General features: G+C 66.9%; 22 protein-coding genes, 2 tRNA genes and 2 pseudogenes. 16 read left to right on the top strand and 10 right to left on the bottom strand.

Annotated elements, in window-relative coordinates; translation table 11 throughout:
- Positions 1-11 precede the first annotated feature (11 nt).
- Together orn and ABZU76_RS34090 are read left to right on the top strand one after the other, a co-directional pair.
- Positions 12-620 (top strand): oligoribonuclease, encoded by a 609-nt coding sequence (orn, locus tag ABZU76_RS34095; RefSeq protein ID WP_220243189.1) that lies wholly within the window; start codon positions 12-14, stop codon positions 618-620.
- Positions 621-694: 74 nt separating this feature from the next.
- Positions 695-770 (top strand) — tRNA-His (locus ABZU76_RS34090).
- A 412-nt stretch (positions 771-1,182) separates the two neighbouring features.
- Here the strand turns inward: ABZU76_RS34090 and ABZU76_RS34085 are convergent.
- A complete protein-coding gene (locus ABZU76_RS34085) occupies positions 1,183-2,223 on the bottom strand; it encodes a hypothetical protein (RefSeq protein WP_354876889.1) in 1,041 nt (346 codons plus the stop codon).
- A gap of 233 nt (positions 2,224-2,456) precedes the next feature.
- Here ABZU76_RS34085 and ABZU76_RS34080 point away from each other — a divergent pair.
- A tRNA-Lys gene (locus tag ABZU76_RS34080) sits at positions 2,457-2,529 on the top strand.
- A 194-nt stretch (positions 2,530-2,723) separates the two neighbouring features.
- Here ABZU76_RS34080 and ABZU76_RS34075 read toward each other — a convergent pair.
- Positions 2,724-3,269 (bottom strand): annotated as a pseudogene (locus ABZU76_RS34075) (tyrosine-type recombinase/integrase); the annotation flags it as partial.
- Between the two features lie 385 nt (positions 3,270-3,654).
- Here ABZU76_RS34075 and ABZU76_RS34070 point away from each other — a divergent pair.
- Positions 3,655-3,975, top strand: a complete 321-nt coding sequence (locus ABZU76_RS34070) for a hypothetical protein (RefSeq protein ID WP_354876886.1) — start codon at positions 3,655-3,657, stop codon at positions 3,973-3,975.
- Positions 3,976-4,407: 432 nt separating this feature from the next.
- Here ABZU76_RS34070 and ABZU76_RS34065 read toward each other — a convergent pair whose 3' ends face one another.
- Positions 4,408-5,076 carry a site-specific DNA-methyltransferase gene (locus tag ABZU76_RS34065; RefSeq protein WP_354876883.1) on the bottom strand — a complete coding sequence of 223 codons (669 nt, stop codon included), beginning with the start codon at positions 5,074-5,076 and terminating at the stop codon, positions 4,408-4,410.
- A 694-nt stretch (positions 5,077-5,770) separates the two neighbouring features.
- On the opposite strand from ABZU76_RS34065, the gene ABZU76_RS34060 reads away from it, so the two are divergent.
- From ABZU76_RS34060 to ABZU76_RS34030, 7 genes are all read left to right on the top strand, one after another.
- Positions 5,771-6,031 carry a hypothetical protein gene (locus ABZU76_RS34060; protein ID WP_354876880.1) on the top strand — a complete coding sequence of 87 codons (261 nt, stop codon included), beginning with the start codon at positions 5,771-5,773 and terminating at the stop codon, positions 6,029-6,031.
- Positions 6,028-6,411 carry a hypothetical protein gene (locus ABZU76_RS34055; RefSeq protein WP_354876877.1) on the top strand — a complete coding sequence of 128 codons (384 nt, stop codon included), beginning with the start codon at positions 6,028-6,030 and terminating at the stop codon, positions 6,409-6,411. Before ABZU76_RS34060 ends, ABZU76_RS34055 begins: the two co-directional genes overlap by 4 nt.
- Positions 6,412-6,449: 38 nt before the next feature.
- The gene (locus ABZU76_RS34050) at positions 6,450-6,884 is read left to right on the top strand and encodes a hypothetical protein (RefSeq protein WP_354876875.1); all 435 of its coding nucleotides are present in this window, start codon (positions 6,450-6,452) and stop codon (positions 6,882-6,884) included.
- Between the two features lie 3 nt (positions 6,885-6,887).
- Entirely contained in the window at positions 6,888-7,991 is a 1,104-nt protein-coding gene (gene amcB / locus ABZU76_RS34045; protein ID WP_354876873.1) for a cyclophane-forming radical SAM peptide maturase AmcB, read from the top strand.
- Entirely contained in the window at positions 7,988-8,149 is a 162-nt protein-coding gene (gene amcA, locus ABZU76_RS34040) for a multiple cyclophane-containing RiPP AmcA (protein WP_354876870.1), read from the top strand. The genes amcB and amcA overlap by 4 nt, the downstream gene beginning before the upstream one ends.
- A complete protein-coding gene (locus ABZU76_RS34035; RefSeq protein WP_354876867.1) occupies positions 8,146-9,033 on the top strand; it encodes a hypothetical protein in 888 nt (295 codons plus the stop codon). The genes amcA and ABZU76_RS34035 overlap by 4 nt, the downstream gene beginning before the upstream one ends.
- Positions 9,034-9,115: 82 nt before the next feature.
- Positions 9,116-9,937, top strand: coding sequence for an alpha/beta fold hydrolase (locus ABZU76_RS34030; RefSeq protein WP_354876864.1), 822 nt, complete (start codon positions 9,116-9,118; stop codon positions 9,935-9,937).
- A 4-nt stretch (positions 9,938-9,941) separates the two neighbouring features.
- On the opposite strand, the gene ABZU76_RS34025 is transcribed toward ABZU76_RS34030, so the two are convergent.
- Both ABZU76_RS34025 and ABZU76_RS34020 read right to left on the bottom strand, forming a co-directional pair.
- Positions 9,942-10,937, bottom strand: a complete 996-nt coding sequence (locus tag ABZU76_RS34025; RefSeq protein WP_354877033.1) for an XRE family transcriptional regulator — start codon at positions 10,935-10,937, stop codon at positions 9,942-9,944.
- A gap of 234 nt (positions 10,938-11,171) precedes the next feature.
- Positions 11,172-11,354: pseudogene (locus tag ABZU76_RS34020) on the bottom strand (helix-turn-helix transcriptional regulator); the annotation flags it as partial.
- Positions 11,355-11,717: 363 nt separating this feature from the next.
- On the opposite strand from ABZU76_RS34020, the gene ABZU76_RS34015 reads away from it, so the two are divergent.
- Genes ABZU76_RS34015 through ABZU76_RS34005 form a run of 3 tightly spaced genes read left to right on the top strand, consistent with a single transcriptional unit; the run spans position 11,718 to position 12,899 of the window.
- Positions 11,718-11,993, top strand: coding sequence for a hypothetical protein (locus ABZU76_RS34015; RefSeq protein WP_354877030.1), 276 nt, complete (start codon positions 11,718-11,720; stop codon positions 11,991-11,993).
- Entirely contained in the window at positions 11,881-12,504 is a 624-nt protein-coding gene (locus ABZU76_RS34010; RefSeq protein WP_354877015.1) for an LLM class flavin-dependent oxidoreductase, read from the top strand. The genes ABZU76_RS34015 and ABZU76_RS34010 overlap by 113 nt, the downstream gene beginning before the upstream one ends.
- On the top strand, positions 12,411-12,899 hold the full coding sequence (locus tag ABZU76_RS34005) for a hypothetical protein (protein ID WP_354877027.1): 489 nt from the start codon (positions 12,411-12,413) through the stop codon (positions 12,897-12,899). The genes ABZU76_RS34010 and ABZU76_RS34005 overlap by 94 nt, the downstream gene beginning before the upstream one ends.
- Positions 12,900-12,921: 22 nt before the next feature.
- Here the strand turns inward: ABZU76_RS34005 and ABZU76_RS34000 are convergent, their stop codons facing one another.
- A complete protein-coding gene (locus ABZU76_RS34000; protein ID WP_354876861.1) occupies positions 12,922-13,548 on the bottom strand; it encodes a hypothetical protein in 627 nt (208 codons plus the stop codon).
- Between the two features lie 269 nt (positions 13,549-13,817).
- Here ABZU76_RS34000 and ABZU76_RS33995 point away from each other — a divergent pair, with 269 nt between their 5' ends.
- Entirely contained in the window at positions 13,818-14,603 is a 786-nt protein-coding gene (locus tag ABZU76_RS33995) for a hypothetical protein (RefSeq protein ID WP_354876858.1), read from the top strand.
- Positions 14,604-14,834, top strand: coding sequence for a hypothetical protein (locus tag ABZU76_RS33990; RefSeq protein ID WP_354876855.1), 231 nt, complete (start codon positions 14,604-14,606; stop codon positions 14,832-14,834).
- 123 nt (positions 14,835-14,957) lie between these two features.
- Here the strand turns inward: ABZU76_RS33990 and ABZU76_RS33985 are convergent, their stop codons facing one another.
- From ABZU76_RS33985 to ABZU76_RS33970, 4 genes are all read right to left on the bottom strand, one after another.
- Positions 14,958-15,422, bottom strand: a complete 465-nt coding sequence (locus tag ABZU76_RS33985) for a hypothetical protein (protein WP_354876852.1) — start codon at positions 15,420-15,422, stop codon at positions 14,958-14,960.
- Between the two features lie 355 nt (positions 15,423-15,777).
- Complete coding sequence (locus ABZU76_RS33980; protein WP_354876849.1) at positions 15,778-16,296, bottom strand: hypothetical protein; 519 nt, start codon at positions 16,294-16,296, stop codon at positions 15,778-15,780.
- A 40-nt stretch (positions 16,297-16,336) separates the two neighbouring features.
- Positions 16,337-16,927, bottom strand: a complete 591-nt coding sequence (locus tag ABZU76_RS33975; protein WP_354876846.1) for a PH domain-containing protein — start codon at positions 16,925-16,927, stop codon at positions 16,337-16,339.
- 7 nt (positions 16,928-16,934) lie between these two features.
- Positions 16,935-23,576: an RHS repeat-associated core domain-containing protein gene (locus tag ABZU76_RS33970; RefSeq protein ID WP_354876843.1), complete on the bottom strand. Its 6,642-nt coding sequence runs from the start codon at positions 23,574-23,576 to the stop codon at positions 16,935-16,937.
- Between the last annotated feature and the right edge of the window lie 8 nt (positions 23,577-23,584).

The following is a 23,584-nucleotide window of genomic DNA, read 5'->3' as shown; positions in this document are numbered from 1 at the left end:
GGGTTGTCCGGGTGACCGACCACCTAGTCTGGATCGACTGCGAGATGACGGGGCTCGACCTCGGCAAAGACGCGTTGATCGAAATAGCCGCCCTCGTGACCGACGCCGACCTCAACGTCCTCGGCGAGGGAGTCGACATCGTCATCCACACCGACGACACCACGCTCGACGGCATGCCGCAGGTGGTCCACGACATGCACGCCAAGTCCGGGCTCACCGAAGAGGTCCGCGCCTCCGCGGTGACGCTCGCCGAAGCCGAGCAGCGCGTGCTCGACTACATCCGCGAGCACGTCCCCGACCCCGGCACGGCCCCGCTGGCAGGCAACTCCATCGCCACCGACCGCGGCTTCATCTCCCGCGACATGCCGGCGCTCGACAGCCACCTGCACTACCGCATGGTCGACGTGTCGTCGGTCAAGGAACTCGTCCGGCGCTGGTACCCGCGCATCTACTACGCGAAGCCGGAGAAGGGCCTCGCCCACCGCGCGCTCGCCGACATCAAGGAATCCATCGGCGAACTCGACTACTACCGCAACGTCGCCTTCGTCCCCCAACCCGGGCCGACCAGCGAACAAGCCAAAGCCGCGGCCGCCGAAGTGCAGGAACGCCACCAAAGCTGACCCGGTGAAAACCCGTCGCGAGGGCACGCTACGATATTCCGTAGCAAGGTGATCGCGACGATCCCTCGCAGATGGTGGGCGTAGCTCAGCTGGTAGAGCACCTGGTTGTGGTCCAGGAGGTCGCGGGTTCGAAACCCGTCGCTCACCCCATTACCCCAGTTTGGTCGGTCCCTGGTGGGACCTTTCCCGAACTGGGGTTTCGCCTTTTCTGGGGGTCGGACCCCCAGACCCCCGCCGGGGGATGCCCCCGGACCCCAACAGGTGTGGTCGCCCCGGATCCCCGTCTCGCCTGGTTGCCCGGACCCCTGACCGGTGTGGTTGCCGATTGTCGTGGTGCGCGCGGTGGGGTCCTTTGTGGAGGGTTAGGAGTGGAGGAGGGCGTCTCGGAGGGTGGTTAGGAGGGCGATCAGGAGGGCGGTTGGGGGGCGGCGAGTGGGGCGGGCGTCGGCGCCGCGGCCCAGGCGGGCGAGTTGCTGTTGGTGCCAGGAGGAGTTGAGCAGGTCGTCGAGGAGTTTGTTGCCGACTTTGGGGGTCGGGGCGGCGCTGTGGGTGGCGGGGTTCGTCAGGAGACGGTGGGGGAACGTCGGGTCGTGGGTGATGGGGCGGGCCAGGCCCACGAGGTCGACAGAGCCGGAGGTGACGGCCTCGGCCATGGCGGCGTGAGAGCGGAAGCCGCCGGTGAGCATGAGGGGGATCGTGAGCTCGCGGGCGAAGTGGTCGGCGAAGTCGTGGAGTAGGCCTCGCGGGCGCGGGTTGAGGCGCGTTCGGGCGTGCCGTCGACGACAGCGACGCTTTCGTAGGTGCCACCGGAGACTTCGAGCAAGTCGACGCCTTCGTGCTCCAGGGCCTTGGCGACCACGAGGGCGTCTTCGGGGGCGAAGCCGCCGCGTTGGAAGTCGGCGGAGTTGAGTTTGACCGACAGGATGAACGACGGCGGCGTGCCGGCGCGGATGGCGCGGACGACCTCCAGAAGGAAGCGCATCCGGTTCTCCAGCGGGCCGCCCCAGCGGTCGTCACGGCGGTTGACGAGCGGGGACAGGAACTGGTTGAGCAGGTAGCCGTGCGCGGCGTGCAGCTGGACGCCGGCGAAGCCCGCTTCGGCCGCGACGTGAGCGGCGGTCGCGAAGCGCTGGACGAGTGCGACGACTTCCACGTCCGACAGCGCTCGCGGTCGCCGGAACAGCCACTTGCCCAGGTCCAGAGGCACCGCCGACGGGGCGACGACGTCTTGCCGCCGCCCGGCGAGTTTGAGGCCGCGCATCGACTGCCGACCGGCGTGCGAGAGCTGCAAGAGCAACTTCGCCTCGGTGCCGACGGTCGCGGCGGCCCATCGGCGCAGCTCGGGCAAGTGGCGGGCGTCTTCGATCACGACATTGCGCTGAGCCTCCAGCGTCGAGCCGTCGACCATGACGTTTCCGCTGATCAGCAGGGAGGCACCGGAGTGCGCGAGCCGCCGGTAGGCCTCCGTGAGCTGCCGCGTCGGCGCGCCGCGCCGGTCGGCCAGGTGCTCACTGGTCGCGGCCTTCGCGAGCCGATTGGCCAGGACGGCGCCGTTGGGCAGCGTGAGCGGGGTGGCGAGGATGTTCTCCTGTACGTCGTACATGACACTAAGGTGACCTGTACGCCGTACAGTTGTCAACGGCCGGTTCACCACCTTGGCGGCCCCACAACGGCCCCCGATCTGTCAGACTGACCCCGAACGCGCAGCTAGGAGCCCTCCAGCCGCCGCGGCGACCACCCGCGCGCGGTTAACGGGACCCCCCTGAAACGCGGCTTGAACAGCCTGCTAATCTTTTCCACGTCGCCGAGGGAAACCAAAGCGGCGGGCAGCACCAAGCGCCATTAGCTCAATTGGCAGAGCAGCTGGCTCTTAACCAGCGGGTTCGGGGTTCGAGTCCCTGATGGCGCACATTCAATCCCCAGGTCATGTGAAACACCGACCTGGGGATTTGTGTTATCTGGAAGAGATTCTTCCACTTCAGCACCGTCCACAATGGTCGGTGCGGTGCCCGAGACGAGCCCGAGCTGTCGCGATGCAGACCGCGGGATGATCCTGGCGGTCGCCTCGGCAGCTGCGAGGGCGACCTCGGGCAGCACGGTCGTGTAGATGTCGGCGGTCACGGTGATCGATGAATGTCGGAGCATGTTCTGGACGACCTTCATGTCCGCGCCTGCTGCGAGCGCCAGGGTCGCGGCGGTGTGGCGCAGGTCGTGCAGCCGGATCGGCGGCAGCCCGGCCCGGCGGGTGAGCTCTTGGAACCAGGCAGTCACGTCGGCCGGATGCAGCGGACTGCCATCGGGCTGAGTGAACAACAAGTCACTCTCCACCCACGCGGCACCAAGCCGGGCCCGGGCCTCGTCCTGGGAAGCGAGGTGCGCCCGGAGCACGATGACGGTACCGGCGTCCAACGCGACCAGGCCTTCTGACGACGTGGTCTTCGGCGCGGACTCACCGGTTTCCCAGCCGTACTGGACAATCTGATTCGCCACCTCGAGCATGGCCGCGTCCAGATAGGTGTCCGTGCGCCGCTGCCCGCACGCCTCACCACGTCGGAGCCCCACATGTGCGATCACATGGAACAACGGATACAGCGGATCGTTGACAGCGAAGTCCAAAAACCGACCTGTCTGCTGCGGGGTCCACACCATCACCGCAGACGGGATCTCCCCGGTCTGCCGCCACCACGTCACCCGCTCCTCGGTCCACACCTTCGGCTTCGGGCGGACCGCCGGCGGCAACTCCACCAACGACGCCACGTTCATCGTCAGCAGACCCTCCTTGACCGCCGGGCTCAACACTGCCCGCAAGGTCTCCCGAATCCGCCGGATCGAGGTCGGACCCACCGGCCGCTGCCACTTCACCGCGGCGACCTTCCGGGGATCGCCACTCGCGCGATACTCGCCGATCAGGTCGTTGTGCTCGACGATCGCATCGAACATCCCATCCAAGTGAGCCACGTTCAGCTTGTCCCGCCGAATGTGTGCAAGATGGGGCCGGAGGTAGAGCCGCACGTGGGACTCGTAGGAGCGGTAGGTGTTGCGGCTGCGCGTCTTCATTTTCTTGGCCAGGAACGCGGTGAACACCTCGCACATCGCCGGATGCTCCAGCGCCTCGGCACCCGCACGCACCAGCCGGCGCAGACTCTCGACCTCGGGCAGCTTCTCCTTCGCCGAAATCGCCGCGGCGATCACATCCCCGATCTTGCGCAGCATGTCCTTGTCATCGTCGTCGGCAATGGCCAGCAAGTCACCGGCGCGCTTCAGCTCGTTCTGCGCCTCCGCTGCGGTCGGAAAACCGCCGCGTCGTCTCGGCCGTCGATTTCTCGCACGATCCGCGGGCAACTCGATGCGGTAACACCACTGACCGTGGCGGCTCTGCTCCAGCCTCGGGCACTCCTTGCCCAAGCTCCGACCGTCACCGTCCTTGCAGGAACAGCGTTTGTACACCGACCCCTCGGCCATCTCCAGCACCATCCCCTCAGTTGGTTGACTCAGCGGCTTGCCGCCCGATGCTCGCGCTGCACACCGTCCTCGGGGAAGCCCGAGCCCACCCACGTTCACCCCATCGGTGGACCCAGGCCAAGGGCACGCAGAAGCCCAACCGTTGGAACGCGGTACTCCCCACCGACCCGTAACACCGGGCACGGGAAGCTGCTCCCACGCGCCAACGCGTACGCCGTTGTCCGACCAATCCGCAAAGCCCGCGCCGCCGTCATCAAATCGACCACTGCGGGCAATCCAGCCACCTCGGCGATCGTCATCCCCTCCGCGAAGCACTCCTCGGACTTCATGCGCCTACCTCAACTTCTGCGAGCCGACGCTGAGCCATCACCTGGCAGCCCGGGTCCAAGTCGATGCCGACGAATGAACACCCGTGCTCCAGAGCCGCAACGCCGGTCGTACCGCTGCCACAAAACGGGTCAAGCACAACCGAACCCGGCGAGCAACTCAGACGCACACAGCGACGCGCAATCTTCAACGTCCCTGGCGCCGGATGCCCCATGCGGGAGCGGCCCGCCGGTACTTGCCACACTTCCGCCCCACCCGCGGAAACTCCGCCGTCGTGCCCTTCTTGGCGTGCCAGCCGAAAGACCATCTCGTAGCGCTGAGCGAGCCGATCTTGCGTACTCTCCGGCCGCGCGTTCGGCTTCTCCCACACCACCGCGTTCCGCAGGACCCACCCCCGCTCCAGCAACGAGAACGCCACCCGCCACGGCACCCCGACAAGATCCTTCCGCCGGCAAGCCGAGGTCGGCGGCCTATGCACCCCATAGCCCGTCGCAGCCCTCGCCCGGGCAGTCCGTGCGGTAGATCCAGCAGCGACGTAGTTCCCCCACGAGCCACCGAAACAATCGCCGAGATTGAGCCACGCCGTCCCGCCAGGCGCGAGAACCCGACCCACTTCGTCGAAAACATCGGCGAGCCGTGCCACATAGCTCTCGACAGTGGACTCCACTCCGAGCTGTCCCTCAACGCGATAGTCACGCAATCCCCATGAATACCTTGATCAACTGCGTTACAACAACAGTTAGATTGAGCATTAACTCGTTCGAGTGATATTCGTCGGCAATCTAGCTTGCCGCGCTGAGTAGATGATCAGAGATCGTGTGCGTGCAAATACGTAGTCCGACGAGTGACACCTGTGGGCGCCCCTGCTGGTCGGTCGCAGCACCTGGATGGGTGGGCGTGCCATCACCCGGTCAATGAGGTCACACGCTGGCGCCAGCCACCGGACACATGGATGCAAAGTGGTCAGTCACCGTGCGTACCCACACCGGCTTACACCGCCGATGAACACGTTCGCCCCTTCGAGCTCAACTCACGCGCGCCACGTTTCCGCAGGTCAAGCGGCTCGATGCACGAATCGTGCCTGATACACGCTCTGGTAGTACGCCTCGTCGGGGTCCAAGGTCGATTCGGCATCCCGGCGGTCGGTCCAAGGAACATCCCCGCAGCGCCGAGCATCGAGCTAGTCGCCCCGACGTTTCAGCTCGCATGAATCGGCGCTGCTCCTGCCGTCGGGATGCCCCATCTACGACGAGCGAGGCGAAAGAGGCGGTCTGCATGACCGGTCAGCGTGCAACCACAGCGTCAGGAAATACCGGAGCAGGCCCGGAACGACACGGTCGTTCGACGATTGGGGCTGTGTCGTGAAGCTGGAGACGGCGGAGTTGCTCCAGGTACTCGGCCTCGTCGCGCAGTACGCCCCGGAGGCCGTGCGAGCACTTGCGACCGGCGCGATGACGTCGGAGCGCCAGCGTGCATACGGCGACCTTTTCATCGAAGTGGGCGCGCAACTGAAGGCCCATGCCGATCGTGTCGCTGGCACGAACAACGACCGGCCGGTCCAGCAGTCGCAAGCGGAATGGTCGCTTGATCATGGCGAGGGGCACGGTGCCGCGGCGACGTGATCGGTGCCCTCGCTCTGCTTCTCGCTGTAGGCGGGATAGCGGCGGCGTGGGTGTTGTACACCGTCAGGGCCGATCGGCGCCACGCCCGCGAGATGTACCGCGCCGGCCGGTCGGTCGCGTTCTTGCGAGAACGCGTCGACTGGGAGCGCGTCTACGAGCAGCCCACGGAGGTATTGCCTGTGGCAACGGGTGATCCTCCCGTGGCATCCCTGCCACACCGGATTCCCGGTCGTGTCCGTCCCTACGCACAACGCCCCGCTGATCCCCTCGTCGACTCGGTCTTGTTGCGGCGGGTCCTCACCGGCTTACAGAACCTCCCCGACACGGCGGCCCCGGCTGAAGAGCCCAAGTATCCGACAACCGATCCCGACGCCTACTGAAGACCCGATTCGCATCCCGATCGGAAAGGACTCGAGTAATGACCGCCACCGTGATGAGCAAGAACTCCTGGTCCGAGCTGTTGGCCGGCATGCTGCGCGTGCATCGCCGCGACAGCCGTCACGCCGAACTCATCGCCGCGTTGCAGACGGCCCGGCTGGCACCCGCCTGCATCGTCAAGGGCATCGAACACCAAAACGCCGAGTCGATCGTCCGAGCCGGGCTTCCCACGGTCCAATACCGACGCCGCACTCTGCACCGCCACCTGGACGAGCACCTGTTCGTGGACACCACCGCCGGTGCCGGCGTGCGAGTCCTGGCCTGCTGGGACAGCCAAGCGAACCGGATGCGCATGCACGTCGCCGAAGTCGGCGCGCCAGGGCTCTGGGACAGGATCGTCATCCACTTCACCGAGTGGGAGAAGGCCGGCCGACCCGTCCCCGGGCCGACGCGGTATTCCGGAACGCGGGGTTGAGCCGTGAGCCGCTGGATCAGTGACCGCCCGAAGACGATCGTCCTGCAGCCGACCACGCTGTGCCCGATGGACTGCGGGTACTGCTACCTGCTGCAACGTCACCTGAAGCAAGAAATGTCACCGGCTGTCGCTGCGGCGATCGCAGCAGGAATCGAGTCCTCGTGGCCGCCGGTCGAGCTCGTCTGGCACGGCGGTGAGCCGTTGGCCGTCGGCGTGACCCGGTTCAGGAGGCTGCTGGAGCCATTCGAGCCGCTGCGCCTGGCCGGACAGGTGCGGCATCAGGTGCAGACCGGCGGCGGAACGCCGATCACCGACGCCTGGTGCGACGTGTTCGAGCAGTACGACATCGGCGTGGGCGTCAGCCTGGACGGACCCGGCCACCTCAACCATCGCCGCGTGGACCGCGGCGGCCACCCCATGTTCGACCGCACGATCGCCGGCGTCGAGACGCTCAAGCGCCGAGGCATCCCGTTCAGTGTCTTGGGCGTAGTCAGCGAGCACGGCGCCAATCGAGCCGCCGAGGTCCTCGATTTTCTGCGCGACCTCGGCACCACGTGGGTCGGGTTCAACGTTGAAGCCAAGGAGGGCGCGAACGCAGATGCGACCACGCCTTCACGCGACCGCGCCGTCCGGTTCTGGCGCGATGCGTTCACCTGGTGCCGGGACCACCCCGACATGACCGTGCGCGAAGTCGACAAGCTGTGGGGCTTCCTCGGCCTCACGCGCGATCAGCGTGACGCGGACGCCCGACACGACCTCATCCCGACGGTCGGCTGGAACGGCGACCTGGTGCTGCTCTCTCCCGAACTGCTCGGCGTCCGCAGCGCCACCTACGGCGACTTCGTCGCCGGCAACGTCCTCTCCGACGACCTGGCCACGATCGCGCGTCGCGCGGCTGGGTTGTCGTACGTCCAAGAGTTCGCAGCCGGGCTCGAAAAGTGCAAGCAGACCTGCGAGTTCTTCTCCTTCTGCCAAGGCGCGCACGCTGGTGACCGGTTCTTCGAACATGGCACCTTCACAGCGACGGAGACCGACCACTGTCGGAACTCCGTTCAGGCGCCGATCCTGGCGCTGGCCGATCTCCTCCATGAAAGGCAGACCGCATGACTGTCCTCGACCAGATGGTGCTCACCATCGCCGAACGCGAGACTGACTGGGCACAGTTCGCGGCCACCCACACCGCGCCCTCACCGTCGGCGAACGCCACGGAGTGGGGGCGCAAGGGCGGCAGCTGGGGCAAAGAAGGGGAGTTCTGGAAGAAGTGAGCACCGACGCCGAGGAGATCGAGGCAGCTGTCGAGGAACGCCGGCTCTGGCTCGACAAACAGCTCGAAGCTGCGGCGGCCCGGCTCGCCGTCAGCGTGATCGGCGAGCCGGTGAACACCTTCGACATGCGGTCGGCAGGCGCCGTCGCCTGTGATTCCAGCAGGAAAGTGTGGCTTCGGGTTGTGGTCGAAGACCCCGATTACGAACCCGTATGCCGATGGGACGGCAACGTCGCGGCCAACGCCATCCTCGGCGTCGCCAAGCCCAGCGTGCTCAGATGGGTCGACTGGCGCCACAGTGACGCGTATCTGCGTGGAAGACGACTTCGGGGCGAGGTCATGACCCTCGCCTCGGGGTCCACCGTCGCACCCGGCGGCGTGCTCCATGGCGCCGCCGGCCTGCCCATCACGTGGTGGGCGGAACTGCGCCGGTCCCTGGCCGTGCTCGAGACCTATCCCCTGAACTGGCACGATGAACTCGGCGCCGTGGCCGCCACCATCCGCGGCGTGCACCGGCACTTCGACGTCACCCTGACCGAGGAAGACTTCGCCGGCGCAAGCTGGACAACCGCACACGCGGACTTGCACTGGGGCAACGTCCGCCGACCTGAGCTGTGCATCCTCGACTGGGAAAGCTGGCGCCCGGCCTTCGCCGGATACGACCTGGCCACCCTCTACTGCACCAGCCTCCTGCACCCACCAACCGCCCAACGGCTCCGCGCGATGCCGGAACTACAGACCCGAAGCGGGCACCTGGCGCTGCTATCGGTGATCTGCCGCTACCTCTGGGTCGTCGGCAGCGGCAGCGACTGGGACCTGCTCGAACCACACCTACGCACCGAGGGCGAGAACCTCCTCAAGAAACTGCGGCCTGCCCGCAGGTGATCTCGCGCCCGGCCGTGCGGCTCCCGCCGACTTTCGTCGCAACTGGCACGATGGGACCGACGCCGAAAGCAAGGAGCGCTGGATGCCGCCGCGCAGCACGGAAACGACCTTTTGCTCCCCCGACGGGACGACGCTCGCGGGAACCATAGTGACCCCCGAGACCAGGTCGGGCACGTCCGTGGTGCTGGTGCACGGCGGCGGAGTCACACGGCACGAGGCCGGCTTCTTCACCCGGCTGGCGGCCGGACTCGCGGAGTCCGGCATCAGCTCGCTGCGCTTCGACCTGCCCGGGCACGGAGAAAGCGACGGCCGGCAGGAAGACCTGTCGCTTGCTGGCGTCCTCAACAGCATCAGCGCCGCGCGCGCCCACCTGGTCGACCAGACGGGCGACGCCCAGGCGTCGCTGCTGGCCGCGAGCTTCTCCGGCGGGCTTGCCGCTCTCTACGCCGCACACCGACCCGACGACGTCGACCGGCTCGTGCTCTTCAACCCTCTGCTCGACTACAAGAATCGCTTCGTCGACCAAAAAGACTTCTGGCACAACGAATACCTCACGCCGGAAGCAGCCTACGACCTCACCGCCCACGGATTCCTGCCGCATTCGCCCAGTTTCAAGCTGAGCCGCGCGCTGCTCAACGAGGTCTTCTGGTTCGACGCGCGCGCGGCGCTGGCGGACGTTCAAGCACCGACCCTCATCATCCACGGCACGAAGGACACGTTCATCCCCGTCGATTCGTCGAGGAACGCGATCACCAGGCTCCAGCATGAGCACCGGCTGCTGGAACTGGAAGGCGCCCAACATGGGTTCGCCGTCCACGACGACCCGACCTACGCCGACCCACAAAGTCAGGCGTACCAAGCCGAAGCCATCGCTGCCGTACAGGACTGGCTGACCCGCGACTAACGGATCAAGCCGTAACGACCTCACGGAGCCGGACGACCTCAGGCCGCCTGCTCCACGGCGCAAGGTAGTCGAGCACCCGCACGAGCTCCTGCTTCGTCCGGCGTGAGTTCGTGCTGTCGGCCCGTGCCGCCGACGCGATCCCCGTCCGTGCCGCCTCGTCGGGCTCACCCGCGAGCGCGAGCGAGCCAGCGCGCAAGGAGAGGAAGAACCCGTAGTCGCGCGGGGAAAACCGGTCCTCGACCAAGGAATCGTCGTAGATCTCGACCGCACGCCGTGGCGCCCCGGCCTCGGTGTAGCAGATCGCCGTCTGCATCGTGAGCAGCGTCGAGTTGTAATGCGCGCCGAGCTGCGAGGCCCCATCGTCGGGCGCATCTAGAAGAGCGCGCGCTTCGTCCAGCTTCGGTGCCACAGCGTCCGCGGTCGCGCCGAGCATGACCTCCGCACGAGCCTCCTGCTGCACGGACTCGGCCTGCACCCGCTTCGGCAGCGACCGCTGCCCGCGGCGGGCCGCCTGCGCGAGCGTCAGCATTCGCAACGGCTCGCGCTCGTCGAATGCGAGCTGCGACTTCTTCAGCAGGACGTAGCCCTGCATCGCGACGTCGTCGGCTTCTTGCGCCCACTCGACTGCGCGGTCGTACCAGAACAGCGTCCGGCCGAAGTCGCGGATGTCGCGAAACAGCCAGCCGGCGAACTCCGCGCCGTCCGCGCCCAGCCTGAGCAGCTCACGACGGACCTGCGGCTTCACGTCGCGAGCGTGCTCTTCGACCGCTCCGACGATCCCGAGCACCATCGGCAACGTCTTCGAGGGACCGAGCGCTCCGTCGTCGGCCTTGCACGCGGCCAGCTGCCGTCGGAAGTAGTCCAACGTCGTTCCGTCGAAGTACCGGCGCGCGTCGGCCATGGCCTGCGCGACGTGCCGCAGTTCGTCCAGCCCGAGCGCAGGCAGGGCCGTAGCCGCCACGCCGTACTTCAGCAGCGACCGGCGGTTCAGTGGACTCATCGCGTCCCATTCGGAGGGGGCAAAACCTGATACCTCCCCGCCGCTCTGCGTCGTTGCATCCGCGGGGAGCGAAGCACGGTCTGCAACTGCCGCCAACGATTCCGCGTCGACCGGCAGCCACACCGACTCTCCCCTGACGATAACGGGCACCAAGCCGCCGGCGCGCGGTGCGGGAGCAGACTTTCCAGACTCCGGGATGCTGCCTTCGACGACGTCGTGCAGGAGATCATCGAGCTCGGTCGGCGTGATCCCCAGCAGTTTGGCCAGCTTGGGTCGCCGCCACAACTCCGGCTCCGTCGCCGCCCTCTCCCAGCGACCCACCGTGCTCGGGTCGACGCCCAGCTCAAACGCGAAAGCCTCCTGGTTGAACCCAGCCCGCTGTCGTGCCCGCTTCAGACCCGGTCGGCGTCGCCCCATCGCCAGCACCCCCTAGATCACACCCCGAGATCAACACATTACCGCAGGTCAGCTGGTCGCATGCAAGAAACGCGCTCGATTCCTGCTCTGGTCTGCTCAACCGGTGGGCACAAAACTTCCACCAGCACCTCGGCGGCCGGTCGACTTGACCGTAAGAAGGTCGCCGGGCGACCTCCCGCAGATCCGCTCCCGCCCGACCGTCCCGGCCGCCGGGGTGCACCCAACGACGAAGCAGTAAGTCCGGGAAGAGGGCGATCATGATGATCGGTTCCAAGACCGAGCCGACACCACGAGTCGAGCGCACGCCAGGCGCCACCACGCTGATCACGGCCGCCCGAGGCCATGCGGCCAACAGTCGGCCGCGTGAGTCCGCTCAGCGCCGAGCTCGCGGACAAACTCGCCGTGCTCGCGTCGGCCTTGCCGGAGGTGGTTATCTCCTTCCTCGACGGTGAGCTCGGACCTACCCCGCAGCGCCGCCTTGCCGACCAACTAGCCGACCTCGCCGACGTGCTCAATGACCACGCCGATGACCAGGAACGCGGAATTATCGAACTCTCGGCGATCCGAGCGTCAGCGGGCAGGCTTTCCAAATTGGCGAAACGGCGGGGGTGCGGGAAATTACGGTCAGCCGCTCGGTGAGCAGGTGATCGACAGGAGGCTCCGACAGGATCGGTCCTCCTTCACATCAACGGCAGATCGTCCGCCTTCCGGGCACCGGCGAACCGACAACGGCCGCGGATGCACCGCGCGCGACTCGACCTCGCCGCCGGCGACCTGCCGCCCGGCCACGGCACGGAGGAGCGGTGAGGCCGATGGCCGAGAAGAAGTCATCGGCAAGGACGCCCTCGCCCAGCTGGCCGTGCTCCTGGGTACGACCGAGGCGCTGGCGGTCGGCACCTGCGACGCCAACATCTCGGCCCGCCCGCCCCAGACCGCCCACGCCGCCGCGGCGTTCCTGGCGCAAGCGTTCCCCGCCCGGTTCACGCTCGGCCTCGGCGTCGGGCATCCGCAGCAGGCGTCGAGTGTGGACCGTCCTTTCGGGAGTCGCTGTCCACCATGCGGTCCTATCTGGACGCAATGGCGGCGGAAACCCGGCCGCCCGCGCCGGACACACCGTACCCGGTCATCCTGGGCGCCAACGGTCCCCTGATGCTCGCCCTCGCCGCCGAACTGGCCGACGGCGCGCCGCCCGCTGGCCTGCCGCCCCAGCACACGGCGTCCGCCCGCCGCGTGCTCGGCCCGGACAAGCTGCTCGTGGTCGCCCAGCCGATCGCGGACTCGATCGAGACGGCCCGGCAGACCGTCTCGACCTGGCTCGGTCGCGCCGCGTTCCGCGCGATCCTCACGGCACTCGGCCATCCCACCGAACCCACCGACGACCTGGTGCCCAGCTTGGTCCCCTTCGACGGCCCGGACGCCGTCGCCGCCGCGGTCCAAGCCCACCTCGGCGCCGGCGCCGACCACGTCACCCTGCTTCCCCCGGTCGGCACGGAGTTCGGCCCGGGGATCGACCAGCTCGTGTCGCTGGCCCCGGCGCTGCGGTGATCACAACGCCGGGGCTCGGCGTTCACAAGCGGTCGAAGAGAGTCTTCGCGAGGGTGGCGTAACCGTCGGGGTGGTCGACGTCGAGTGGCACTCCCGACGACACGATCGCGATGCGCATCTGCCGATGGCTGAGTTTGGTGACCACCAGGTCGGTGCCGTCGCTGTTGTCTGCTGCGTCGATGCAGTAGAACGCGTTGTCACCGAGGTAATGCGGCTTGGCGCTGCACGATCGCGCCGAGACCTCGAGTGAGGCCTTCACCGACGTCTCCCCTGTCGCGAAGACGTAGAGGTACGCCGAGGCGCTCGAGTGGCTGCTGGTGAAAAGGAAGTCGCACGTGTAGGTGGTGATGCCGTTGCTGTGGTCCGGCGGCTCTTCCTTCGTGACCAATTCCTGGTTCACGGCGAACGTCCGCTGGTACTCGGCAATGTCCAAGAACGGACACGCGGAACTCAGCTTCTCGGGGGACACCGCCGGCACGAACGTCGAGGCGGTCGACGGTGGGGCGCTGGTCCCCGCTGTCGCGTTGGTCGCGACCGGTTCCCGCAGCGTGCCCGCAACGGCAAGGGGTTCCTTCGCCGCGGGGGCGGTACACCCCGCGGCAGCTGTCACCACGAAGGCGACGGCGATGAGTCTTCTGGGCAAAAGCATGCCCCGGATCCTGCCCGATCTTCGGGCCGATCCCGGTCTCGGAGACTCACTCGTGATCGTCCGAATAATCCAGTTTGCGGGCCGATGGGGCAGAATTGCGGGGCCGGGGTGATCCAGGCCTCTTATCGGGAGGCCTGGATCACCCGCGTGGTCAGGCCTTCGGCTTCGTCGGCCCGCAGCCGGCCCGCGAAAGGTCCACCTTCGAGCCGGCTGTGAGGCAGGCGGGGATCCCGGCGGTCTACTGGCCGTAGGATCGTCCCATGTGGACGGTGACCACTCCGTTGCCGTCGACCGGCCTGGGACCCGAACTGCAGCACTGGAACACCCCCAGCACGTGGAAGGACACCTACAGCGGGAAGGCCGACGGATTGTTCTGCTTCGCGCAAGACCTATTCGGCCGCCAGTTCGCCATCGCCGGCAACCACGAGGTCGTCGTCTTCGATCCTGAAACCGCCGACCGCACCCCGATCGGCACCAGCCTCGAGGACTGGGCCGCCTGGCTGCTCGCCGACCCTGACGTCCTCGGCGCCCACGCCTTCGCCGGTGCCTGGCAAGACCGCCACGGCCCCCTTGCCCACGACCAACGCCTCATCCCGCTACGCCTGTTCACCATCGGTGGCGGCTACGACGACGCCAACCTCGCCGCCAAGGACGCCGTCACCTGCATGCGCGCCCGCGGCCCCCTCGCCTCCACCATCCACGACCTACCCGACGGAGCCCAGGTCCACCTCATGCCCGACCAACCACCCTCCACCACCGACCCCGACGCCGACAGCACCCGGCTGGCCTACACCGAGCTCGACGTGTTCGCCGACTACAACAGCTTCTTCGTCCAGGACGAAACCGCCCGTTTCGACCCCGACGACTGGACCATGCCCCTCATCAACGACCTCATCGCCGGCGCCAACGGCGTCTTCGGCGTCGGCACCGGCCGCCGCACCACCGTCCCCGTCATCCTCGACGTCCGCACCACCGCCCCCGACGACAACTTCGACGGCTGGGACCACGTCACCGAAGCCGGCCTGCGCACCACCACCGGCCGCATCATCGTCTAGATGCTCAACTACACCCCCAACATCCCCCGCACCACCATCCCACCCGGCGACTACACCGCCCGCGTCTACGCCAAAGGCTTCACCACCATCTCCGACGACGGCCGCTTCGGAAACGACCTCCACGCCTCATCCTCTGGCCCGGCAACATCCGCCAACCTCAGGTCCTCAAGCGCTACCCCGGCCCCCTCCCCGGCGGCTGAGCGCGAGTCGCTGCGGTACTCCGCACGGTGATCTGCTCGCGAACTGGCCGACACCCGCGTCGCGCTGCCGGACCGTGTATCGGCGGCGCGGCGTGATGCAGGCGTGCATCACGCCGCACGTTCGTCTGATCCCACACCAAGTGGTGCTGTGGGATCAGGAAGCCGGACGCGTGAAGTAGAACTGATCGCCGAGGAAGGCCGCGTCGGGGCCGGAGTAGTCGATCAGCTGAACTCGGACATAGTCGACCCGTCGATCGGCTGATCCGCCGCCCTCGGAGAACGAGAAGCTGCGCTGGTCGTCGGGCTGGGTTACGGAGCGTCCTTGGCTGTCCAGGCGTGTCGGGTTGCCGGCATGGAACGCATCGAACACCGCCTGCGGGGTGAACGAGCGGCCATCCCACGTGAAGAGCGTGCCGTTGATCTGGACCGCCCAGTTGTACCAAATGATCTGACCGCTCACGAACTCGTCGTCAGGGGTCGAGTCACTGCATGCGTCGTGAGTCAGACACACGCGGAAGGTGGTGACGGGTTCAGCGTTGGCCGTGCCGGCCCCGACCAGCAGACCGCCGAACACCGCAGTAGCGCCGATCAGTGCGCGGGTTTTCGCGAATCGTCTCATGGACCGCGACGCTAGCGACCTTTTCGGCAGGAACTGGCGAAACTGCCCCACGGCACCGTGTTGGAGTAACGACCGCACGATCCAGCCGAGACCTCGACTCCCGTCTCGGAGCGCGGATCGGTGGCACTGGCTGGTCGGCCAGTTCCACCCAGGCTGCCGGAGTTCGCCGCGCATCCGCGTCGCCGTCGGCGCGGCCACCGCCCGCAACCCGAACATCCAGGTGAGCGCGAAGGTCACCAGCAACCACGCCGCGATCCTGAAGAACGAATTCCGAGGCGTCGCCAAGGCAGTCCACGAAGCCGCTGCCGTCAACCGCCGACGATCAGCTTCGAACCGTCGTCGACAGCAGCCACCGTCAAGCCGGCTTTTTCGAGTCGCGTCGCGGCCGGCGTCGGGATTGTGGCCGTAGGGCGAACGCGCTGGTGCCTGCCGCGGTGTTCAGAGCGATAGAGATCGCCGCGAACAGCCTCTGGTTCTCGGCCTGGGCGTGGAGGTATTCGCCGGCACTGATCGGGTAGTCGCCGTTGCGGGTGTCCATGAGGTAGCCGCCGGGGGTGATCTCGGGGACGCCGTCGGGCGCTCGCGGGCCGGTGAGTACAGCGACGATGGCCGCGCCCGCGATGACGAGCGGAGCACCCCACCGCAGCGTGGCAGGAAGCAGCCGCAACAGGCGGGGCGCGATCGTCGCGACAGGCAACTCGGAGCGACGGAGCGCAACCGCCGCAAACACAATCCCGACCACTGGAAAGATCCCGACGAGAGCGGTGAACAACACCGGCAATGGCAGATGCGGCGCGCCCGGGAGGAATGAGTCGACGAGAACGGCCAGAGAGGCGACCACCGCGAGCGCGCACCACAGGGCGATTATGCGCACGACAGGCCCCCGTTGTCGTTTCGTGAGGCGGCTTCTTTGTTCACGTGCGGGCCTTCTTTGGTCGCGGGATGCCGTCGCCGATGCGAATGTCCCAGCCAATGCCGAACAGGCCGCCGTTGTTCGGATTGATGATCCGGACGGTGACTCCGTGGGCTGTCGCGTGGGTGTCGAGAGCGTCGAGCAGGATACGCCGCGAGTTCGAGCCAACCCACGCAGTCGCCGCGGAGGTCGGGGACAGTGTTCCGTCGGCAAGCTCGAACGCGACGCCGTGCTTGCGACCATACGTACCGAACCCGATCGGAAGCGTGGCGGCGACCTCGTCCGCGGCGGTGATCCGGGCGCCCCACCGTTTGATCGTCACGGCGCTGAGGTCGTGCCAGGTATAGCTCCTGCTGCGAAACAGATTGCGGAATCGGACACCACCGTCGTCGACAGTGATCCGGACCCGAGACGAGAGTGCCACGCCGACAAGCAGGAGCACGACAGCCAGCGCGCCGGCGCAGACGGTCGTGACGCCAGGCGATGCGCCGAAGTGCGCCGCCATGGCGACCAGTTTCACCGCGAGCGCACTGGGGCCGAGGCACATACCCAAGGCCACGACGCTCGAGCCCACAGGACGGAAAGTCGTCATCGCTGGTTCACCCACCGAGTATTAGCCACGTGTAGGTGGGGCCGGTCCAAAAACCCGCCCCCAAGCCGACAGCGAGCCCGAACACGTTGACGAAGCCGTCGTCTGAGGGCCCCCACGAATCGGAAAAACCAAACGGTCCGAGGCCGGATCCGGAAGTAGACCCGAAGCCCTTTGTGAGATCACTGATCTTCTTGGCGTTCGAGGTGAACCCTGTCAGGCCGAATTCCCCGCTGACGCCGAGAACGATCCCGCAGCTTCCCGTCAATCCGATGCTGGATCCCGTGGCCGCGAGGCAGAAGTTGCCGGTGACCCCAACGCCTACCGCGAGAGTGCCGCCCAAGCAGACGCCGCTGGTGCCTTGGCTGAAGGGGTGGGCTTGGTTCCAGGCCGCGTCCGCACACCCGAGGCCGTCCTCGTTGATTCGTGGGCAGCGGTTGGGGTCCGGCGTTTGGGTGGGTGCTTTGCAGTCGCGGGCGATCAGGGCTGGGTCGTGCTTTTCCTGCGCGTACGTGCAGAGGCTGGCCAGTCCTCCGGGGTCGCTGGCGTTGACGGGGTTGTCGCCGGCGTAGCCGTAGGCCGCATGTGTGGCGTCGACGTCGGGGTCGACGGTGAGGAACATGGCGGTGGTCGGGTCGTAGTAGCGGGCGTGCAGGTAGAGAAAGCCGGATTCGCTGTCGAGGTACTGGCCGGTGTACTGCAGCGAGGTGGTTGCGGTGCCGGTGTGGGAGGCCGCGCCGTAGGGGCTGTAGGCGTAGGTCGCGCCCACGGTTCCGGCGTTGGTCAGCAGAGCGATGGTGGAGCCGATGTTGTTGTGGACAAACCAGTTGGTGCCTGCGGGTCCGGTTTGTTCGATCGGCAGCCCGTCAGGGCCGTAGAGGTAGGCCATCGTGCCGTCGAAGAGCAGGTTGGGTGTCGTTGATCCGTCCCAGGTGAAGGCGATCGCCGAGGTCGCTGTGGCTTTAGAGGTGCGTTGTCCAAGCCCGTCGTAGCGGTAAGTGGAGCTGCCGGCAGGGCCGGTGAAGGTGGCGAGGTGGCCTGCTTGGTCGTAGGTCTCGGTCGTGGTGGGGCCCGCCACCGGGGTAGCGGCTGTGCGCTCGGCTTGGGCGTTGTACGTGTACCCCGTGGCTCCGCTCGGTGCTGTGGTGCAGGCTGGGTTGGGGGTGGTTCCGGTTGGGAGCGTCCAGCAGAGCTGTCCGGCAGGGTCGAAGGCCTGGGTGGCGGTGCCGACGGTGGTCGGGTTGTCGGCTGGGTCGGTGCCGTATCCGGCGGTGTTGCCTGCGGCGGTGACGCTGGAGAGCTGTTCGCGGCTGGTGTAGCCGTACGTTTTGCTCGTGGCGCCGGTGCTTTCGGTGGTGAGCTGTCCGAGTGGGTCTCGGTCGAAGGTCTGTGCGACGTCGGTGGTGCTTCCGGTGGTGGCGACGGTGGTGTGCAGTCGGTCTGCGGTGTCGTAGCCGTTGGTGACGGTGGCGCCGTTGGGGTAAGTCGTCGTCAGCACGTCGCTGTCGCGGGTGTAGCCGAAGGTGGTGGCGTTGCCGGCGGTGTCAGTGACGCTTGTGAGCCGGTTGGCCGGATCGAATGCGCGGGCCACGGCGGCGCTTTGGCCGGGGTAGGTGATCGCGTTCTGGTTTCCGGCGTCGTCGTAGCCGTAGGTGACGGTGGAACCGGAGCCTTGTTGGCTTTCGCTCACTTCGCCGAACGCGTTGTAGGTCCAGGTGGACGTGCCCGTGCCGTCGTTCATGTCGACCCGTTGCCCGGCGGGGTCGTAGTCGTAGGTCACGCCGGGGGTGGCACTGTCGGAGTAGGAGACGGACGCGAGTTCGCCGGCCAGGTCGTAGCCCATGGTGGTGGTGCGGCCGGCGGCGTCGACGATGGTGTGGACGCGTCCGGCGTGGTCGAGGTTGGTGGTGATCGTCCGGTTGTCGGGGTCGGTGCGGGTGTGGCTGCGGCCTTGGCCGTCGTAGCCGAAGGAGGTTCGGGCGCCGAGTCCGTCGATCGTGTCGGCGGTGGTGCCGTCGGGGTTGTAGTCGGTTTTCCGGGTGCTGTTGTCCGGCATGGTTGTTGTTGTCATGCGGTCGGCCGGATCGAACGTGTAGGTGGTGGTGTGGTTGTTCGCGTCGATGGCGGATGTTTTGTTGCCATCGCTGTCGTAGGTGTTCTTGGTGGCGTGCCCGAGTGCGTCGGTCGTCTGCAACAGTTGCCCCTTGGCATTGAGGGTGAAGGTCGTGCAGCCGGTGGCGGGGGGTGCGCAACTCGGTGTGACGCCGGCGGCGGTGCCGTTCGGGTCGACGCTGGAGGTGCGCTGGCCGGTGTTGGTGTCGTAGGCGTATTTCGTGGTGTCGCCGAGGGGGTCGGAGCTGGAGGTGTTGTCTCCGTAGGCGTCGTACGTTTCGGTGGTGGTGTTGTTGCGTGGGTCGGTTGTCCGGGTGCGGTCGGCGGGGTGGGCGGGGTCGTCGTAGTGGTAGGTAACGGTGCGGACCGGTTCGGTTCCGAAGTTGCCGGTGGTGGACTCGACGACGTTGTCGACCTGGGTGGTCGTGGTGGAGGTGAGGTCTCGGATTCCGTTTGCCGAGTCGGGGATTTGCCCTGCTTGGTCGTACTGGTTGACCGTGGCGATCCCGTTCGGGTCGATGGTTTCGATCACGTTGCCGGCGTCGTCGTAGGAGTAGTTCGTGGTGTAGCCGAGCGCGTTCGACTCTGACGACTTGTTGCCGTGGTCGTCGTAGGTGAACGTCTCGAAGCCGCCGTCGGGATCGGTCTGGGTGGACACTCCGAGCGTCACAGGGTCATAGGTGTACGAGCTGGTTCCGGCGTCGGAAGTGCCGTAGCCGTGGGTCTCGGAGACGAGCAGGCCGTTCTGGTACGTGTCGAGGGTCTTGTGCCCGGAGGGATCGGTGACGAGGACCTGGCCTGTGGAGAGTCCGCCGTCCGGCCCATAGGTGAAGGTGGTGGCGTCGCCGTCGGCGTCGGTCTGGGTGTGCACGCGTTCGGCCGTGTCGTAGACCATGGTCGTCGCCACGCCTGCGGGGCCGCCGAAGTTGTTCGGGGTGCGCATCGAGGTCATCAGGTGATGGCCGTCGTAGGTGTATTGCGTGTGGTCGTCATCGGCACGTGTGGGCGTGCGCGTGGTTCCGACGCCGTAGACGTCGGTGAGGTCACCCGTGGCGTTGTAGCCGTAGTCGACTTGGCGCCCGGCGCTGTCGATGAGGCCGGTGATGTGGTTGCCGCTCCAGGTCAGGGTGTAGGTGCGATGGCCTGGGTCGGTAACGGTCGAGAGGTGCCCACCGGAGTCGTAGGCCAGCGTGGTCTGGTAGGTCGGGGTCGCTTTGCTGCCGGCGAGGTCGGTCTCGGCGGTCAGGTGGCCGGTCGTGGTGTCGAATGTGAAGAACTGGCTGCCGCGCCGAACGAAGGTGTAGTTCGCGCCGTTCTTGGTGAGGGTGGCGTCAAAACGTGGGGCGGCCGGTGTGTAGTTGCCGGAATTCTCGACGAAGGTGACGGCGGAACCGTCTTCCTGGTGAACGGTGACGTTGCCTGTACCGGGATCCGTTGTTGCGGAGAGGTTGTATGAGTCGGTCCACCCGTAGCCGAAGGGGCCGTCCACGGCGAGAGAACCGTTGGGGCCGGCGGGGTCGGCGATGCTCTCGGCGTAGCTGCGGGTGAAGGCCAGGGCCATGCCCCGCCCCGGTGTGGAAAGATCGGTGAAGTCCTGTCCGAAGTAGCCGGTGCTGGTGTCCACCGGGTCACCGGCGGTGCGTTTAGCGCAGCCGCAGGCGATGAAGGCGGGGTTGCTGCCGCGGGGTGCGTCCTGGACGCCGGGTGGTCCGCCGATGGGTTGGCCAGGGGTGCCGCCCATCGGCACGAACGCGATGGCGTCGTAGGCGACGTCGAAGTCGGCGTAGTTGTGGCCGCTGGTGTTCACGGTGGCGCTTTCGTTGGACAACACGACGTTCGCACCGTTTTCCATGGCGAAGGTCCCGATGGTCACCCATTGCTCAGAGTTCCACGCCTGATTGACCCTGATCTTCCACGGAGCGACGCCGCCGCCGGGGTTGATGACGTAGACGACGTTGGTGGCCTCTGCGCCCAGGCCGGGGATGTGGATCTTGACCTTGTAGTACTGCAGCGACGGCAAGTTCGGGGTCCAGATACCGGTGTTGATCAGATTTGGTTCTGCGCCTGTTTCGGTGTGACTGAAGAGAATGTGGCCGCCCAGTCCTGTGCCGAGTTGGTGCGTGTCGATGGCGCCGATGGGGTCGCCTGCGGAGTTCGTGCCGTACTGGAAGTTGAACGAGCCGTTGCTGGACCAGTTCGATGCGCCGCAGCCTTGCAGGTTCAGCGGGGGTGTCGGTTCGTCGTCGACGATGATCGAGTTCGCGGCGACCTTGGAGGTGTCGAGAGTGCACGTCGGCGGGTTGTGGGTCGGGTTGGCCGGTTCGGTTGATCCGGTGCCGACGGCGTAGGCGCTGGTTGCGCACGTTGTGGCGCAGCTGGAGATCCACGTCACGGGTTGGTGCCACCAGCATTCGAAGTCGTTAAGCATGCAGTGGCTGGCGCCGGGGTTGGTCGGGTTGGTGTTGACCGGGTCGCACTGGTTGTTCGCCAGGGAGCAGAAGCTCGAGAACGGCGCCGGCTGGATCCAGGTTTTCCCGCCATTGTAGGAGGCCGTCGCGTACGCTCGGTCGCCGTAGCGGATCAACGGCGACGCCATCCAGCCGAGTACCCGCTCCTGGTAGGGCCAGCTGGCCGGGTGCGCGGCGTCGGCGTAGGTGTCTTGCAGGTAGGGGTCGCGGTTGGGCGGGTAGTCGAGGTTGTCGGGGTTGTTTGTCCAGCCCAGTCCCCAGGTGCCGTCCGGGCCCATGCACGTAGGGCCGGGGGTACAGCCGGTGGTGTTGCCGTTGGCAGCGTTGGGTTGGATCCCGGAGTTGTAGGCCCAGATGGCGAAGTACCAGTTTTCGAGGTACTTGGGATCGCCGTTGTTGGCGATGATGCCGTCGGTGTACAGCTGGTTCCAGGTGTCCTCGAGGATCTGCAGTCCCGCGGCGATGTTCTCCTGGTAGTCGACCGCGACCTTGATCTGCCCATGGGCCGAGAGCGAGTGGTCACCGATGTGCATGCCGTCGGTGACCTGGCTGATTCCGTAACCACAGTCGGCACCCGCGTAGTTGATCGATCGAATGTCGCCGCCTGCGCCGTAGTAGTCCGCGATCAGGGGGTCGCCGGCTGTGCCGGCCGGAGCGTGCCAGGACGCCTGGGACCAGTTCGATTCCTGGGCCATGATCCCTTCGAAAACCGGCCGTGGAACGGTGCTCCACCCGCCAGCGGGGTGGTTGAGCGGAATAAGCGGGAAGTCGCTGTTCGGGGCATAGGCGGCGAGACCGAGGTTGTCGAATCCAGTCGGCCGGGTGTAGGCGCTACCGGTGAGCAGTCCCTGCTCGGCCATCTGCACTGCCCAGTTCACCTGGGCCGGGGCCGGTTGCATGACCTGTTTCGTCGTGTCCAGGCGGGGCACGGCGCACGTGGGAGTCTGGGCGGCCGCGGCTTGGCTCGGCGCTGCTGCGCCGCTCGTGGCCGCGTCGGCTTTGGGTTGCAGCCGTCCCGCCGGCAGAGAAAGCGGTGGGGTCGTTGCCGCGGACAGCTTGTACGTGGGCAGCGCGGTGGTCGCCGGCGCGGCGGTCTTCGCTGCCGCGCGGGTCAGGATTTTGCCGGTGCTGGTCGATCGGAACACGGGATCGGTGGTTTGCGAGTGGGAGTTCGGCCCGAGTAGGGCATCGCCGTCGAGAGATGAGGAGGTGGCGGCGTGAGCGAACCCGCTGTCCGCGATCGCGCGGACGCCAGCTGTCTGCAGAGCGGCCGGCTGGGTGTGGGCGGCGCCCGCGAGCACCGAATGGCCGGCGCGGCCGGAGAATAACTGCACACGGGTGCGGTTTCCGCTGGCCAGCTGCTCGGTTTTGCCGTTGACCTCGTGGATTGCGACAGCGGTGTCCGAGCCCGGCTTGGAAGCGAGGAAGTTCACGCCGCCATCGCCTGACGGTCGGAGGTCGTAGGCGTCTCCGGGAGCCGAAGCAAGGACGGACACGTGCGCGTCCGGTGTGATCGACTCAATCTGCGTGCCCGCGACGCCGACGGTGCCGCCCTTGGCTGGCACGGCGGATGTGACCTGCCCGGACACCGTCGTCGCACTATCGACCTTGCCCGACGCCAGGTTCGCGCTCACCAACTCGGTTTTCGCGTCATTGGCGCCGACTTCCGCGGTGAACACCGCCTCGTCCCCGCTCCCACATCCCGGCGAGTAGTACTTCAGGCTCACACCCTCAGCCACCGGATGAACTGCGCCAGACGTCAAGTCGACGCTATAAGCGAAAGCCCCATGGTCACGGGACGTCTGCTCATTCACTGCCGACGTCGGCAATATTGAGACAGCGGCGAACCGGCCATCACCGGACAGACATTGATATCCCGTCCAGGACGCCTCGTCCAACCCGGCAGGCCGCAGCAAGGCGACTTCACGCCACTGGAAACCGGATGCCTCACGGGCCACCAACAGGTGATATCCCGCCTGATCGCCATGTCCATCGATCACAGAATCTGCCGACTGCGCTGAATTTGTGCCGAAATCACGAGGATTGGCAGTGGACGCTGCTTCGACACCCACGGTTCGCG

It is taken from the genome of Amycolatopsis sp. NPDC005232, from assembly GCF_040607795.1.
Lineage (GTDB): Bacteria > Actinomycetota > Actinomycetes > Mycobacteriales > Pseudonocardiaceae > Amycolatopsis.
The sequence above is the reverse complement of the archived record's forward strand: the minus strand, read 5'-3'. Positions and strand labels throughout refer to the sequence as shown.

Bases quoted from the DNA above. Each gene is read 5' to 3' on its own strand.
- ABZU76_RS33985 (WP_354876852.1), bottom strand. From the start codon at position 15,422: ATGAGACGATTCGCGAAAACCCGCGCACTGATCGGCGCTACTGCGGTG.
- ABZU76_RS34000 (WP_354876861.1), bottom strand. From the start codon at position 13,548: ATGCTTTTGCCCAGAAGACTCATCGCCGTCGCCTTCGTGGTGACAGCT.
- amcA (WP_354876870.1), top strand. From the start codon at position 7,988: ATGACTGTCCTCGACCAGATGGTGCTCACCATCGCCGAACGCGAGACT.
- ABZU76_RS34025 (WP_354877033.1), bottom strand. From the start codon at position 10,937: ATGAGTCCACTGAACCGCCGGTCGCTGCTGAAGTACGGCGTGGCGGCT.
- ABZU76_RS33975 (WP_354876846.1), bottom strand. From the start codon at position 16,927: ATGACGACTTTCCGTCCTGTGGGCTCGAGCGTCGTGGCCTTGGGTATG.
- ABZU76_RS34085 (WP_354876889.1), bottom strand. From the start codon at position 2,223: ATGTACGACGTACAGGAGAACATCCTCGCCACCCCGCTCACGCTGCCC.
- ABZU76_RS34050 (WP_354876875.1), top strand. From the start codon at position 6,450: ATGACCGCCACCGTGATGAGCAAGAACTCCTGGTCCGAGCTGTTGGCC.
- ABZU76_RS33990 (WP_354876855.1), top strand. From the start codon at position 14,604: ATGCTCAACTACACCCCCAACATCCCCCGCACCACCATCCCACCCGGC.
- ABZU76_RS34030 (WP_354876864.1), top strand. From the start codon at position 9,116: ATGCCGCCGCGCAGCACGGAAACGACCTTTTGCTCCCCCGACGGGACG.
- ABZU76_RS34005 (WP_354877027.1), top strand. From the start codon at position 12,411: ATGCGGTCCTATCTGGACGCAATGGCGGCGGAAACCCGGCCGCCCGCG.
- ABZU76_RS34010 (WP_354877015.1), top strand. From the start codon at position 11,881: ATGACCAGGAACGCGGAATTATCGAACTCTCGGCGATCCGAGCGTCAG.